This is a genomic window from Paenibacillus spiritus (genome assembly GCF_008710135.1).
Lineage (GTDB): Bacteria > Bacillota > Bacilli > Paenibacillales > Paenibacillaceae > Paenibacillus_AQ > Paenibacillus_AQ glufosinatiresistens.
In genome coordinates, this window is sequence record NZ_VYKK01000005.1 from 96,458 (window position 1) to 110,984 (window position 14,527).

Genomic DNA, 14,527 nt, shown 5'->3' on the forward strand with positions numbered 1-14,527 from the left:
CCTACGCCTCCCAGCGGCCGAGAATGCCGCAGGGCAGATTCAGGCCGGACGCCGTAATCGGCAGCCCGATTTCGCCCGAAGTCAGTCTGCCGCCGTAGCGCGGCTTCATCGTCATCGCCAGCATATTCTCCAGAACGGTCGGCGAAATGCCGGTCGTATACGAGTTAATGAGCAGGAACAGCGGCTTGTCGCTCAGGATGCTCATGCAGCTCTCCAGGAAGGGGAAGAGACTCTGCTCCAGCTTCCACATCTCGCCGCCGGGTCCCCGTCCGTAGGAAGGCGGATCCATGATAATGGCATCGTACTTGCTGCCCCGGCGCTGTTCGCGCTGAACGAACTTGAAGACATCGTCGGTAATGAAACGAACCGGGCGGTCTCCGAGGCCGGACAATTGGAGGTTCTCCTTCGCCCACTGAACCATGCCCTTGGCGGCGTCAACATGGACGACGGAAGCGCCGGCGCTGGCTGCCGCCACAGTAGCGCCGCCCGTATAGGCGAACAGGTTCAGGACACTGATGGGCCGTTTCACAGAGGCGATCTTGTCCATCATCCAGCTCCAGTTGGCCGCTTGTTCCGGGAACAGGCCGGTATGCTTGAAGTTGGTGGGACGCAGGTGGAACTTCAATTTGCCGTATTCAAGAGTCCAGTTCTCGGGAATCGGCTTCTTCATTTCCCACTGCCCGCCTCCCGACGAGCTGCGGTGATAGTGGCCGTGCACATCGCGCCAAGCCGGCGTCTCCTTCTGCAGAGGCCAGATAATCTGGGGATCAGGCCGCCGAAGAAGAATATCGCCCCAGCGTTCGAGCTTCTCTCCGCCCCCTGTATCAAGAACTTCGTAATCTTTCCAATCGCGAGCGATATACATGTTCAATCCATCCTTCAAAAAGTCAAGTAGCCTTTATTGTACATCATTTCTTGCAGACTCCACAATCTGCCGGGCAGAAGAGAAATATATTGACAATGAGAATCATTATCAATTAAACTGAGGGCAAATAAATTCCCCTTGTTGAAGTCCGTACAGGGACACCTTTCCATTCAGAGCAGGGGGGATAGCGAGCAAAGGAGCGACGACCATGGCGTCCATTATGATTGTCTATGCCAGTCTGACCGGCAATACGGAAGATATCGCGGAACGGATTGCGGAAGGAGTCCGGGAATCCGGCTGCGAGGCCGTGCTGAGGGAGGTGGACAGCTGCAGCGCCTCGGATCTGGTGCAGCATGACGGCCTGCTGCTGGGCGCTTATACCTGGGGAGACGGCGAGCTGCCCGACGAATTCCTGGATTTTGCCGAAGAATGGGATGAGATAGAGCTTGAAGGAGTCAAGTGCGCAGTATTCGGAAGCGGGGATACCGGATATGCGGTCTACTGCGGCGCGGTCGACATCATTGAAGCCAAGCTGCGGGAGAAGGGGGCGGAACTCGTTCAAGAGAGCCTGAAGATCGAGTACGGCCCGAACGCTGAGGAAAAAGAAGGCTGCCGCGACTATGGACGCCGGTTCGCCCGCCGCTGCATGGCGGCGGTGTCCTGAGACGATTTCGATGCCTCTGCGCCTGCATGATTATATCGTCGAGCACGCCGTGCTCGATATGGCCTCGGACTGCGACTGCTGCGGAAGCCGCAACCGCGGAGTCCCGCTGTGGCGCAAGCAGACGCAGTACGCCGCAGGCCATACGCTCAATGACTACTACAGCCTCACTCCCGAAGTAAGGCGGCAGACCCCCGTCTTGTTCCTGCTGGAGCGGCGCTGGCCCTCCAAGGGCACAGGCGGATTCCGTTCGCTGATGCAGGAGTGGGAGGTGAAGAACGCGGTCTCCGATTCGCTGATCCGGATCGTCTCCTCCAACCATGTGGGCGAGGTTCCCTTCATGCTCTACGAACAGTGGCATGTTCCCGTGCCGGAGCTCGGCATCGAACTGTCCGTAATCTTCCAGCTGGCCTGGCATTCGCAGATGCCGGGAAGAAGCCTCTCCATTCAGAAATTCATGGCGGGCTGCACGCAGGAGGTGGCGCTGGGGTTCATGCATATGGCGAATGTCTTCTGCCGCATCTCCTACGGTCTTCCTCCGGAGAGCGTCGAGATTTATAATCTGCTGGAGGGCCGGAGCGACCGGCATGACTGCGGCGCGGTGCCGCTTCAGGAATCGCTGGACTATCTCCGGCTGCTCGCTCCGCTTATGGAGCAAGAGCTTCATCGGCCCTACGTCTAGCGGGGAGTACAGATCATACGGGCCCGAAGCAAAAAGAAAAGGGATGCGCGCCTCCGGCCGGAAGCCGGATGGCAGCGCATCCCTTGTTCGGTATCTGTCCGATTCAGAGCGGGTTCCGGTTCCTTAACCGGCCCGCCTCAGCCGCTGAAGCGGTAGTAGTTCTGCTGATTCAGAACATCGAACCCGCATTCCCGGTACAGCCGCAGTGCGTTCGGATTGTCCACGGCTACTTCCAGGAAGATACGGTTGCCGTTCAGCCGTTCCCGCTCGACCACCTGGAGCAGGGCGCTTCGCCCTATGCCCCGTCCCCGGAAGGACGCTTCCACCACGAAGCCGTACACCCCCGTCGTTCCGTCCTCTTCCATCTCCAGACGGAGCTTGCCCGCCGGTGTCCCGTTCCATTCGATAATGATCCATTCCGTTCCCGGCTCCCGCTCGATCCGTTCGAACATCTCTTCGGCATCAGCCTGCGGAATGCCGAATCCCTCCCGGTCGAGCGCGATCTGGAAGCTTCGGTCATTCGGTTCCGCGGGCCGGAGCGACACCGACTCCGAAGCAGACGCGCCGGCGAACGCAGCGGATGCCTCTTCCTGCCACAGCATCTGGTATTCGGCCGAATAGAAGGCGGCTGTTCCGAGCTGGCGTATCCAGGCTTCTCCCGATGCGGAGGCGGCCGGTGTGTTGAGCAGCAGATCTTCAGGCGGATAGCTCTCCATCCGTTCCCGGGCCTGCCGCCAGAGGGAGGTGAAGAGACCGCGCCGCCGGTAACCCGGACGGACCATACCGCAGATCTCCATTTGCGAACCAAAGCCATAGAGCCCGATGAAGCCGACCAGCAGACTTCCGTCCCGGACCGTTATGTACTCGGTGCCTTCAATTCTGCCACGCAGCATGCTCCAGTTCAGCTTCAGCGAAATTCCGTCAAACGCTTCAACCCGCTGCTGCAATTCTTCAATCTCATCCCAAATAGCCAAAGTAGGGTCTGTATTCATGTTCCGGTTCCTCCCGTTAAATCAGGCATGCCGGAGGCGCGAATCAAGGGAAGCGCTCTTACGCCTTCCTGACATCCTGGTATTCTGTATGTTTCTCGAACTGATGGGCCGCATAGCTGCACTGCGGCACAATCTTCAGATTCTCCTCACGCGCTTTGTCCACAACGGCTCGGACTAACTTCTCGCCGGCACCCTGGCCGCGAAGATCCTCGGAGACGAAGGTGTGGTCAATCACCAGAGTCCCTTCCCCCTCCTTGCGGAAGGTGATCTCGGCCAGATCGCGGCCTTCTCCCGCGATATAGAAGCGGCTGTCGTCCGATTGAATGGTTGGCATTTGTCATCACTCCTTTTTCCGTTATTGTACTACCCGGGATTTCAAAAAGCGAGGCAGCCGCCGGAAGAAGGCGAACTGCATGGAAATGAGGCCCTGTTCACGCCATCTTTCGACGACACCCGGCTGTTAGAAGAAGCGGAGCCGTTTTGACTCGGCCTCTTTACAGTGCTATACTGATTCCACAACAAGGCAAGCTGGTTAATAAGAGACTGATTAGACCCTACATAATCTAATCGGTCTTCTGCTTTTTAATCCCAGACAGGAGGAATTGGCTATGAGTGAAACAGTACGCTTGACTGAAAGAACCGGGAAGGCAGCCGCCCAGCGGCGGCAGGGCTTCGTGCCGGTCGTTGTATACGGCGCGGGTTCGGAATCGCTTGCTCTGAGCGCGGACGCCAAGACCATCGATCATATTCTGGTCCGCAATCCCCGTGCAGTGCTGAAAGCGGAGCTGCCAACCGGCACCAAGGACGTTATTATTCATGAGGTCCAGCGCCAGCCGCTGTCGAACAAGCTGCTGCACGTAGACCTGCACCTGATTGATATGAAGGCGGAACTCGACACCAAGGTTGCGCTGCATTTTACAGGAACGCCGGAAGGCGCGAAGAGCGGCGGCGTCCAGACGGTAGAACTGCATGAGATTGACGTCCGCACTCTGCCGGACAAGCTGGCGCCGGTGCTGGAAGTCGACGTAAGCGGACTGGAGATTGGCGACCAGCTGTTGGTGTCGGATCTGAAAGCTCCGGAAGGCTGGACCATTCTGAACGACGCCGAGACGCTGGTTGTGAAGCTGGCGCCGCCTGCGGTAACGGAAGAACTGGAGAGCGAAGAAGGAACCGCTCCGGAAGCCGAGACGGCACAGGCTGCCGAAGGCAGCGAGGGCGAGGAAGCCTAAGAACGACGTTCAAGGAAGTCATTCAACCAAGAGAAGGGCGGCAGACTCCGCTCCCGGGAGGGAGCGGGGCCTGCCGCCCTTTTGATAGCAGCCGGTCAGGGGTTCAGATGAAAATAATCAAGGATGCCGTCCGCGATGGCTGCGGCTACCCGGTTCTGGAAGTCTGCGGAATTGATGACCGCCTCCTCCTGCGGATTGGAGAGGAAGCCGACTTCCATCAGCGTCGCGGGCATTGTCGTCTCTCTCAGCACCACATAGCGGTTGGTCTTGACCTTCCGGTCCTTGAACCCTGTGGCGGCGAGGAGATGGCGGTGCATCGTCTCCGCCAGAGACTTGCCGCCGTTGCCGTAATAGTACGTCTCCGTGCCGCCCACGGTGGGCTTGCCGGGAGCCTTGTTGGCATGAAACGATATAAAGGCATCGGCATGAAGCTGGTTCGCGATCTGCGCTCTAGTCGAGAGCGGAATGAACGTATCGTCCTCGCGCGTCATGACAATCTGCAGATCCGGACGGGACGATAGAATGTCCCGAACCTTGAGGGCCAGCGAGAGGTTCACGTTCTTCTCCAGCGTCAGCGCTGCTCCGACGCCGCCTGAGTCGCCGTCTCCGTGGCCGGGGTCCAGTACGACGAGCTTCTTGCCCGGAACCGGTGCCGGCATCGACGGCAGCGGGACGGCCGAAGCGGCAGCGCCGAACTGGACGACGAACAGGACTGTGCTGCCGTCGCCTTCCGTATAGGTGGTATACACCGGGGCCAAGGTTCCGGACAGTGTCAGCGTCAGCAGCGCCGTAGATGGAACGGAAGGGTCGGCGCTGTAGTGAACGGCGGTAACCGGGCCGGAACCGGCTACCGGAAGATCGCCGGTACCGGTCAGCAGGTTGAAGCCCGACGTGGCGGCAAGAGCCGATGAGAGATCGGTCTTGGGCAGCGCAACGGACATGGAGCCGGCGCTCCGGGTGCTCACAACAGGCTGGACCGCCCCTTCATACGTAATCATCAGCCGGTTCTCACTGAAGCTGATGTCCTTCACGACCGCAGAGGCGGAGGCGGAAGCGGACGGAGCCGGGGTAGCAGACGGCAGAGGAGAAGCCGGCGCTGCGGAGGCCGACGGAGTCGGCACAGCGCTCGGCTGCGGCGTCTGCGCCGGCACAGCCGAGGTTAGCGACACGATTTTGGCTTGATTGTCCCAACCGACCTTGAGTCCCATCGCTTCCCCGATGAACCGAAGCGGCACCAGGGTAGTGCCTCCCCGGTTCACGGGGGAAGCTTCCAGTCTTGTCGACTTGCCGTCGATCGCCGCCGTTATGTTGCCCACCGTCAACTCAATCTCGCCGAATTCCCGATTGATGACGATCCGGCCCGTGGCCTGCTCCCAGCTTACCGGAAGACCGAGGTTCTCGGCAATTACGCGCAGCGGCACCATGACGCTTCCGCCCAGATTCTCCACCTTGTCTTTCTTCTGGAGCGAGAGCGTCTGGCCATCCACGACAATCGCCGGCTGCCGCCCGCTTGCCAGGGCCTGTCCGGCCGATGGAAGCAGCAGGAGCAGCAGCATACAACAAATTACTAACCTTCTCACCTCATTGCACCCACCTTTCCTTATACAATCAGACGCTAAATTCTGGGAAAGGTTGCGTAACGAAGCAGAAGAGAATCAGAGTTTGTCGTCGCCGATCATCTTCTGAAGCAGGCCGATCAGCTGGTCTTCTTCGGCATCGGTCAGATGCCGGGCCAGTCTGCGGTTGTTGTTCTCCAGAATTCGCTCGAGAACCGGCTCGAAATCCTTCGCCTTGCCGGTAGGAAAGAGCAAATGGGAACGCCGGTCCAGGGGGTCGACCTGACGCTCGATGTAACCGGAGTCTTCCAGCTGTTTGACGGAGCGGGCTGTCGTCGCCTTGTCGAACTTCAGCCGGACCGTCAGCTGGTCCTGGGTGATGCCAGGCTCGGAGAGAATCAGCTTCAGGAAGCTGTGCTGCCCGCCTCCGCCGATGCCGTAAGGCACGAGCTCCTTGATCAGCGTCTTCTGGTTGTTGCGGTGAAGGTAAGAGAGCAGCTTGCCAATCGGTTCCTTCTTCAACAGGTTAACACCTCTTTAAATGAGCTTAACGGCTGTGTCAGCCGGTCCGCCCACATTGTAACCGATAAGTGTTGCGTGCGCAACTAAGTTGCGGTACACTGGTGAATGCTGCCGGTTGCATCTGCAACTAAAAGCCGCCGGTAAGCCAATCCATTCCAACATTCGAGGTGCTTCGCTTGAGTCCAGGCTCTATTCCAACGTACCAGCAGGACCCGAATATCCAGAAACGGCGCTGGATTATTCTGATCGTGCTTAATCTGTTCACTTTCATGTCGACACTCGACGGGAGCATTGTCAATATTGCGCTTCCGGTCCTTTCCCGGGATCTTGGCCTGCCGATGGCCGATATCGAGTGGGTGACGACCGGCTACCTGATGGCGATCTGCGCCGCCATTCTGTTCTTTGGCAGACTGGGAGACATTGCCGGCAAGATTCGCATCTTCAAGATCGGCATGCTGGTCTTCATTGTCGGATCGCTGCTCTGCGGGCTCAGCGGATCGCTGCCGCTTCTGATTGCTTCCCGGGTCATTCAGGCGCTCGGCGCTTCGATGACAATGGCCAACAGCCAGGGAATCGTAACCGATATCTTCCCTCCTACCGAGCGGGGCAAGGCGCTGGGACTGATCGGCACCTTTGTCTCCCTCGGAAGCATCGCAGGCCCCAGCCTCGGAGGCGTCATACTGTCCGGCTTCGGCTGGCCGTATATATTCTGGATCAACGTGCCGATCGGCCTGATTGCCTATCTGATCGGGATGAAGCTGCTGCCGAAGGACCTGGTCCGGGTAAAAGCCTCCGTCGACGTTCGGGGCAGCGCCCTGTTCGCCGTCTTCATCGTGCTGCTGTTCGCCGGCCTTCTGATCGGCCAGCAGACCGGTTACGGAGACGTCCGCATCATCGCCGCGCTCATCGCAGCGGCCCTGACGCTGGGAGCGTTCCTCTGGAGCCAGGTCCGCAATCCGCAGCCGCTTCTTCAGATGAACCTGTTCCGCAATCCGCTGTTCTCGGTCAGTATTCTGTGCGGCTTTCTCGTCTTCACCGCCAATTTCTGCTTCAATATTATCGCTCCGTTCTATACCCAGAACATGCTGGGTCTCGATCCTGCCCAGGCGGGCCTTCTGCTCATGCTGATGCCGATTTCGATGGTCATAGTCGCGCCGCTGAGCGGGGCGCTGTCGGACCGGATCGGCTCGGAATTTCTTACCTTCGCGGGGCTGGTGGTCATGATGATCGCCCAGATCGGACTGGCCCGGCTGCACGACGGCAGCCCCGTAGGGCTGGTCGGTCTGTGGATTGTGCTCCTGGGAGTCGGAGGCGGACTGTTCCAGTCTCCGAACAACTCGCTCGTCATGTCCCAGGTTCCCCGAACCCAGCTGGGCTCGGCTGGCAGCGTCAATTCGCTCGTCCGCAACATCGGCATGGTGGTCGGCATAACAGTGGCGACGACCGTCTTGTTCCAGGTGATGAGCCATCGCGCGGGATACCGGGTAACCGGTCTGGTTGCCGGCCGGCCGGAGATCTTTCTGGCCGGCATGCACACCGTCTTTCTGACTTCGTCTTCCATCTGCGCCGTTGCGGCCATGCTGACCGGGTGGCGTCTCCTGCGGGCGAAGCGAGCCAAAGTTCAGGCCCGGAGCTGATCCGCCTTCCCTTGCCGGCGGCCGCGCCACGTCCTCTTTATAGTCAAGTCTCGTGACACGGGAGCAAGGCGCATCCTTATCTCGCTTTAATCGGTGCGAGGCGTCCTGGCGGGCTGGTCCGCCGGGGCGCCTTGTTCCGCATTCTCCCCGGGATTCGCCGATTCGGCCAGAGCGCGGCGGACCGCCTGCAAATAACGGTCCCCATGGTCTTCGTCAGGTTCCAGGAAGGCGCCTTCCGCCCATTCATTCCAGGCGTTCAGAAAGAGGAAGGGACTCTCATAGACCTCCCTGGCGCGTTCAATCTGCCGGGCGAGATAGCGCCCGAACTTCTCGGGGGTGCCGCCGAGCGTGCTCTGCCCGCGGGCTCCCTTCCGGGGGGTATTGTCCCAATCGACAAATGCGCCGGGGTAGACCGGTTCTCCGTCCCGGTGCGGGCTGCGATCCAGAATGGAGCGCCACAGCTGATCGTAGTCCAGAACGAGCAGCTCGCCTTCCCGGGTGGGCACGGCGCTCCAGAGCTCCGGCGCTTCTCCCGAAGCGAAGGTATAATGCGGCTCGAATTCCAAGCTGGCGGCAAAACCCTCCGTCTTCGCTCCGGCCGGAAAGCCGCCGAGCGTTCGCACCACATGCAGGCCGGGCAGCCCCGCAGCCCGGGCCAGCCTCTGCCAGCATTCCAGCATTTCCGCGCAGCGGGGAATATCGGCCGGGCGGTATAGGACGAACAGAGGCCTTCCTTCAACCCGGATGTACCGGGAATCAAGGAAGGCTTCCCGCAGGACATCGAAATGCCGGACCCAGTCTTCTTCCTCCCCGTAAGTCTGCGGCATCAGAACGTCGCTATCCATACCGTCCCAGCGCCGGGTCCAGGGCTCGTTGGCCCAGGAGAGACAGAAGGGGAAGTCCGGACGGCGCGTGGCCAGAATGGACTGCACCGGTTTCTCAAGCAGCCGTCTGCCTCCGCCGAACCAGTAATGATAGTAACAGAACCCGTAGATGCCGAAGCGCCGCGCCAGCATGGCCTGACGCTCGCGGACGGCGGCTTCCGTCAGGTTATAATAACGGCTTCCCAGCGGCACCTTCGGCTGGCGGTGACCGGGGAACAGCGCCTGTGCCTTCCGGACATTCGTCCATTCGGTAAATCCCGGACCCCACCAGCGGTCATTCTCGGGAATCGCATGGAACTGAGGGAGGAGAAAAGCAATAATTTTCATCGTTCGTCCACCTGAGAGACCGCGGACAGCCGGGTCAGGAGCTTCATGCTCTGATTCAGTCCGGACCGGTTGTAACGAAGGTCGGCAAGCGCCCGGGAGGCCTGGGTCCGCCGCCGGTCGGGATCTTCCCAGTAGTGATGGAACAGCTCCCGGAGCTTCCCGCCGCTGTGGAATACAGCCAGGGCCGGATTGTTCGCCGTGTAGTCGTAGAGAGCCGGATCATCCCGAATCAGCTGGAATGTTCCGCAGGCGCTTACGTTCTGCGCCGTTCCGAGCTTGCCTGAAGCGTTGATGACCATCCGGGCGCCGCTGAAATAATCGGCTTCTTCGGCGAGGGGGAGCGTCCCGTCCCGAATCCGCAGTACCTTTTTGTCCTCCAGCGGGAGTTCCTCCAGCCAGCGGTTCAGTTCCTTGTTCGAATAGTTCCCCTCCAGAATCAGAATATCCGAGCGGAACCCGGCATTTGCGGGACGCGGACGATAGAGGGCAGTGTCCGGAGGGAGAGGAAGGTAATGGACCCCTTCCGTACACAGAGCCCGGTAATTCGTGAGATTTGCGTAGCGCTGCGTGAACATAAAGTCGAACAAAGGCCGGGGGGTTGGAGTGAATCCGGCAGGCGTCTCTTCATCGCTCACCCAAGCTGCGCGGACAGCACCGGATGCAGCCAGCATCCGAAGATTGCGCTCCGGCAAGCCGCACCCGTCTCCGGTTACCAGCACCAGCTCCGGACGGGAGCTTCCGAGGTAGCGCTCCAGAGAATGTGTGTATTTAATGGTTACTACATCCCGAAGCAGATGCCGAAGCGGCTCCTCCAGGACGGGGACGAGCGAGGAGGCCGGCCCCCGCTCGGGGGCGATTAAGAGAATCCGCAGCTCCTTCCAGTTCCGAAGTGGAGTGGACCTGCGCCGCTGTCTTTCGCTGTCCGGCCGAAGGGCAGGTCTAAGATAGTGGCCGCGGAAGAGAGGGGATGAGGGGGAGAAGTCAGGCATTATATTCATCCGGCATGCTCCTTTTCACAAGAAGGCTCGCTTGTTTCTTCGAGACAGTGTATGAGCGGAGCGGATATTCAGTAAGGGGCAGCCGACCATGCCCGGGAACGCATCTCCGCCGAAGCGGAGCTTCCAGATAGATGAATGTCCGAGCCCCGGTCCGTCCTTGGCGCATAGGGTATATCGTACCGAACGCGGCGGAACGGTGCTGCCGTTCTTCCGGCAACCGTGCAGGAAGTTCGAACACACAAGCGGGAGGATGGATGAAATGCCTACATTCGACAATGTGCTGGTAACCGGAAGCCAGACCATCAATCAGGATTTGCAGGTCAATGGCAACCAGACAGTGCTCGGTTCATTCCAGGTGAACGGCAACGAGACCATTGACGGCAACTTCAATGTCAATGGCAGCGAGACCGTGGATGGCAACTTCAATGTCAATGGCAGCCAGACGGTAGACGGTAACTTCAATGTCAACGGCAGCGAGACGGTGGCGGGCAACTTCAATGTGAACGGAAGCCAGACGGTCGGAACGCATCTCGGTGTTCTCGGAGAAGCCAGTGTCGGTGGCAGCATGACGGTAGCCCATCGGACCAATATGACGGGGGTACCGACGGCTCCCGGTGCCGGTGCGGTCTCCGGCCTGCCGGTATTGTTCTATGCCGCAGCCGTTCCCAACCAGCCGGGTGTAATCGTGAAGGGAACCGATGGACAGAGCTACGTGCTGTTCGTGGACCTGACGAGCGGCGCGCCGACCCTGGCGATTCATCTGGCTTAAATGCTTCTTCTTCAGGCAAAAAAAGGCGGCAGGGAGCTCCCGTGAGGGGACTCTCTGCCGCCTTTGCTGTATCGGCGGAGCAGATGGAAGCAGCATCTGGGAGAGAACACGGCTTCCTTCCAGCTGCTAGTTCTTGAAGCTGTGGATCGGGGCCGGGATACGGCCGCCGCGGTTGACGAACCCGGAGCAGTCGAACCGGTTCACGGCCATGACCGGCGCGTAGCCGAGCAGTCCGCCGAATTCGACCATTTCGCCGACTTCCTTGCCGATGACAGGGACCAGCCGGACGGCGGTCGTCTTGTTGTTGACCATGCCGATGGCGGCTTCGTCCGCGATAATGCCGGAGATCGTCTCCTTCGTGGTGCTGCCGGGAATGGCGATCATGTCTAGTCCGACGGAGCAGACACAGGTCATGGCTTCCAGCTTCTCGAGGGTCAGCGCGCCGCGCTGCACGGCCTGGATCATGCCGTGGTCTTCGCTGACGGGGATGAAGGCGCCGCTGAGACCGCCGACATAGGAAGAGGCCATGACGCCGCCTTTCTTGACGTTGTCATTCAGAATGGCGAGTGCGGCTGTCGTGCCGGGAGCTCCGGCTTCCTCCAGCCCCATGACCTGAAAAATCTCGGCGATCGAGTCTCCGACCAGCGGCGTAGGAGCCAGCGACAGGTCGATGATGCCGAACGGCACGCCAAGCCGTCTGGAGGCTTCCTGGGCCACAAGCTGGCCGACGCGCGTAATCTTGAACGCCGTCCGTTTGACCGTCTCGCACAGCGTCTCGAAGTCCTGGCCCTTGACCTCTTCCAGCGCCCGCTTCACGACGCCCGGGCCGCTGACGCCGACGTTGATGACGGTCTCCCGTTCGCCGACTCCGTGAAAAGCGCCGGCCATGAACGGGTTGTCCTCCACGGCGTTGCAGAAGACGACCAGCTTGGCGCAGCCGATGGAATCGCGGTCCTGCGTCGCAAGCGCGGTTCTCCGGATGATGTCGCCCATCAGCTTGACGGCGTCCATGTTGATGCCGCTGCGCGAGGAGCCGACATTGACGGAAGAGCAGACCCGCTCGGTAACGGCCAGCGCCTCCGGAATGCTCTCGATCAGCTTGCGGTCGCCGGTGGTGCAGCCTTTCTGCACAAGAGCGGAGAAGCCGCCGATGAAGTTGACGCCGACTTCGCGGGCGGCGCGGTCCAGTGCTTCGGCGACGGGCACATACGTATCGGTCTCGACCGAGCCGGCGGCGATGGCGATGGGAGTGACGGAGATGCGTTTGTTGACAATCGGCACGCCGAATTGTTTCTCCAGATCATTGCCGGTCTTGACGAGATGCTCGGCGGACCGGGTGATTTTATCATAGATCTTCTGATTGAACGTCTTCAGGTCGGTATGCGCGCAGTCCATCAGGCTGATGCCCATTGTAATGGTCCGCACGTCCAGGTTCATCTCCCGGATCATCTTGTTCGTCTCTTCTACTTCCACCAAAGAAATCATGGGCTTCCTCCTGTGAATGCCGCCCGGCTCAGATCCGGTGCATAATATTGAATATATCCTCGTGTTGGAGCTTGATCTCGACGCCGATCTCTTCGCCGACCCCTTGCAGCTGCTCGACCAGCGTCTCCAGCGGGTCCGAGGATTGCGAAATATCCACGATCATCATCATATTGAAATATTCCTGTACAATCGTCTGCGAGATATCAAGAATGTTGACGTTGTGCTCCGCGAGATACGTGCACACTCTGGCAATAATGCCGACTTTGTCCTTGCCCAGTACGGTAATGATTCCTTTCAAGCTTGGCTCCCCCTTGTCCTTTTGTCTGTCATTTATTATGGGCCAAGGAGGGGCGGGGGGCAACTGAATGTTTTGTGGCGGCGGATTGTTGTGTGCGGGGAGAAGACAGTGCTGGCATTTTGGCGCAAAAGTTGGTTAAATAGAATAGGAATTACATAGATTTCAGTCCTGGAAGGGAGAAATGTCATGGAATTTCGTACGGAACGCGACACAATGGGAACCATTCAGGTCCCTGCCGACAAGTATTGGGGGGCCCAGACGCAGCGAAGCCTGGAGAATTTCCGGATTGGCACCGAGAAAATCCCGCTGGACGTCATCTGCGCCCTGGCCCGCATCAAGAAAGCCGCAGCCTCGGCCAATGCGGACCTCGGTCTGCTTGCGCCCGCGAAGGCGGAAGCGATTGCCCGCGCGGCGGATGAAATTATCGCCGGCCGGCACGACGGCGAATTTCCGCTTGCGGTCTGGCAGACCGGCAGCGGCACACAGAGCAATATGAACGTCAATGAAGTCATCGCCCGGCGCGGCAATGAGCTGCTGGCGGAGGCCGGCGCAGAAGGATCGATCCATCCGAACGACGATGTCAACAAGGGGCAGAGCTCCAATGACACCTTCCCGACGGCGATGCATATCGCCGCGTATATCGCCGTTCAAAGGCAGGTGCTTCCGGCGATCTCGCAGCTGGCGGATACACTGGGACGGAAGTCCGACGAATACAAGGAATTGATCAAGATCGGACGCACGCATCTTCAGGATGCGACACCGGTCACGCTGGGCCAGGAGATCGGGGCCTGGAAAGCGATGCTGGACAAGACTTCAGCCTTTATCGCGCAGAGTGCGGAGTCGCTCCTGGAGCTGGCCATCGGCGGCACCGCCGTAGGAACGGGCATCAACGCCCATCCGGAATTCGGCGACCGGGCGGCGGCAGGGATCGGCGGAGAGCTCGGCTACGGCTTCGTATCCGCAGCGAATAAATTCCACTCCCTGACCAGTCACGACCAGCTCGTCTACGTACACGGCGCTTTGAGAGCGCTCGCGGGCGACTTGATGAAGATCGCCAACGACGTCCGCTGGCTGGCGAGCGGGCCGCGTAGCGGCATCGGCGAAATCTCGATTCCCGAGAACGAGCCGGGCAGCTCCATTATGCCGGGCAAAGTGAACCCGACCCAGAGCGAAGCCTTGACGATGGTCGTCTGCCAGGTGCTCGGGAACGACACGACCATCGGCGTGGCGGCGAGCCAGGGGAATTTTCAGCTGAACGTCTTCAAGCCGGTCATCATCCATGCCTTCCTGCAATCCTGCCGCCTGCTGGCCGATGCCATGATCTCGTTCGAGGAACACTGCGCGCGCGGCATCACGGCGAACACCGAGGCCATCCGTCAGGGCCTGGAGCGCTCGCTGATGCTGGTAACGGCGCTCAACCCGCACATCGGCTACGAGAAAGCCGCCGCCATCGCCAAGCTGGCCCATAAAGAGGGCCTGACGCTGAAGGAAGCGGCCCTGCGGCTGAACTACCTCTCGGAAGAAGAGTTCGACCGGATTGTGCGGCCGGAGAAGATGATATAGGGGAAAGAAGAGAATACGGCTGTTTCCGCGAGATAAGCTTGCGGGAGCAGCCTTTTGTT

At 59.8% G+C, this 14,527-nt stretch carries 15 protein-coding genes; 6 read left to right on the plus strand and 9 right to left on the minus strand.

What is annotated here, in order from left to right:
• Nucleotide 1 precedes the first annotated feature (1 nt).
• Nucleotides 2–865, minus strand: coding sequence for a class I SAM-dependent methyltransferase (locus tag F4V43_RS04955; RefSeq protein ID WP_150457145.1), 864 nt, complete (start codon nucleotides 863–865; stop codon nucleotides 2–4).
• A 208-nt stretch (nucleotides 866–1,073) separates the two neighbouring features.
• Here F4V43_RS04955 and F4V43_RS04960 point away from each other — a divergent pair, with 208 nt between their 5' ends.
• Both F4V43_RS04960 and F4V43_RS04965 read left to right on the plus strand, forming a co-directional pair.
• Entirely contained in the window at nucleotides 1,074–1,529 is a 456-nt protein-coding gene (locus F4V43_RS04960) for a flavodoxin (protein ID WP_150457146.1), read from the plus strand.
• Nucleotides 1,486–2,208, plus strand: coding sequence for a hypothetical protein (locus F4V43_RS04965; protein ID WP_150457147.1), 723 nt, complete (start codon nucleotides 1,486–1,488; stop codon nucleotides 2,206–2,208). The genes F4V43_RS04960 and F4V43_RS04965 overlap by 44 nt, the downstream gene beginning before the upstream one ends.
• A 137-nt stretch (nucleotides 2,209–2,345) precedes the next feature.
• Here the strand turns inward: F4V43_RS04965 and F4V43_RS04970 are convergent, their stop codons facing one another.
• Both F4V43_RS04970 and F4V43_RS04975 read right to left on the minus strand, forming a co-directional pair.
• On the minus strand, nucleotides 2,346–3,200 hold the full coding sequence (locus tag F4V43_RS04970; protein ID WP_150457148.1) for a GNAT family N-acetyltransferase: 855 nt from the start codon (nucleotides 3,198–3,200) through the stop codon (nucleotides 2,346–2,348).
• Between the two features lie 58 nt (nucleotides 3,201–3,258).
• Nucleotides 3,259–3,534, minus strand: coding sequence for a GNAT family N-acetyltransferase (locus tag F4V43_RS04975; RefSeq protein ID WP_150457149.1), 276 nt, complete (start codon nucleotides 3,532–3,534; stop codon nucleotides 3,259–3,261).
• A 274-nt stretch (nucleotides 3,535–3,808) separates the two neighbouring features.
• Between F4V43_RS04975 and F4V43_RS04980 the strand changes: the two genes are divergently transcribed.
• Nucleotides 3,809–4,429, plus strand: coding sequence for a 50S ribosomal protein L25 (locus tag F4V43_RS04980; protein WP_150457150.1), 621 nt, complete (start codon nucleotides 3,809–3,811; stop codon nucleotides 4,427–4,429).
• Between the two features lie 95 nt (nucleotides 4,430–4,524).
• Here F4V43_RS04980 and F4V43_RS04985 read toward each other — a convergent pair whose 3' ends face one another.
• Entirely contained in the window at nucleotides 4,525–6,009 is a 1,485-nt protein-coding gene (locus F4V43_RS04985) for an N-acetylmuramoyl-L-alanine amidase (protein WP_150457151.1), read from the minus strand.
• A gap of 75 nt (nucleotides 6,010–6,084) precedes the next feature.
• Nucleotides 6,085–6,507: a MarR family winged helix-turn-helix transcriptional regulator gene (locus F4V43_RS04990; RefSeq protein WP_150457152.1), complete on the minus strand. Its 423-nt coding sequence runs from the start codon at nucleotides 6,505–6,507 to the stop codon at nucleotides 6,085–6,087.
• A gap of 176 nt (nucleotides 6,508–6,683) precedes the next feature.
• Here F4V43_RS04990 and F4V43_RS04995 point away from each other — a divergent pair, with 176 nt between their 5' ends.
• On the plus strand, nucleotides 6,684–8,144 hold the full coding sequence (locus tag F4V43_RS04995) for an MFS transporter (protein ID WP_223879780.1): 1,461 nt from the start codon (nucleotides 6,684–6,686) through the stop codon (nucleotides 8,142–8,144).
• An 86-nt stretch (nucleotides 8,145–8,230) separates the two neighbouring features.
• Here F4V43_RS04995 and F4V43_RS05000 read toward each other — a convergent pair whose 3' ends face one another.
• Together F4V43_RS05000 and F4V43_RS05005 are read right to left on the minus strand one after the other, a co-directional pair.
• Nucleotides 8,231–9,355: a glycoside hydrolase family 99-like domain-containing protein gene (locus F4V43_RS05000; protein ID WP_150457153.1), complete on the minus strand. Its 1,125-nt coding sequence runs from the start codon at nucleotides 9,353–9,355 to the stop codon at nucleotides 8,231–8,233.
• Nucleotides 9,352–10,353 (minus strand): glycosyltransferase, encoded by a 1,002-nt coding sequence (locus tag F4V43_RS05005; protein ID WP_150457154.1) that lies wholly within the window; start codon nucleotides 10,351–10,353, stop codon nucleotides 9,352–9,354. Before F4V43_RS05005 ends, F4V43_RS05000 begins: the two co-directional genes overlap by 4 nt.
• Before the next feature lie 259 nt (nucleotides 10,354–10,612).
• Between F4V43_RS05005 and F4V43_RS05010 the strand changes: the two genes are divergently transcribed.
• Nucleotides 10,613–11,122, plus strand: a complete 510-nt coding sequence (locus F4V43_RS05010) for a hypothetical protein (RefSeq protein WP_150457155.1) — start codon at nucleotides 10,613–10,615, stop codon at nucleotides 11,120–11,122.
• Between the two features lie 126 nt (nucleotides 11,123–11,248).
• Here F4V43_RS05010 and F4V43_RS05015 read toward each other — a convergent pair whose 3' ends face one another.
• Both F4V43_RS05015 and F4V43_RS05020 read right to left on the minus strand, forming a co-directional pair.
• Nucleotides 11,249–12,607 (minus strand): PFL family protein, encoded by a 1,359-nt coding sequence (locus F4V43_RS05015; protein ID WP_150457156.1) that lies wholly within the window; start codon nucleotides 12,605–12,607, stop codon nucleotides 11,249–11,251.
• A 28-nt stretch (nucleotides 12,608–12,635) separates the two neighbouring features.
• Nucleotides 12,636–12,905 (minus strand): ACT domain-containing protein, encoded by a 270-nt coding sequence (locus F4V43_RS05020; protein ID WP_150457157.1) that lies wholly within the window; start codon nucleotides 12,903–12,905, stop codon nucleotides 12,636–12,638.
• A gap of 186 nt (nucleotides 12,906–13,091) precedes the next feature.
• Between F4V43_RS05020 and fumC the strand changes: the two genes are divergently transcribed.
• A complete protein-coding gene (gene fumC, locus F4V43_RS05025; RefSeq protein ID WP_150457158.1) occupies nucleotides 13,092–14,468 on the plus strand; it encodes a class II fumarate hydratase in 1,377 nt (458 codons plus the stop codon).
• Nucleotides 14,469–14,527 lie beyond the last annotated feature (59 nt).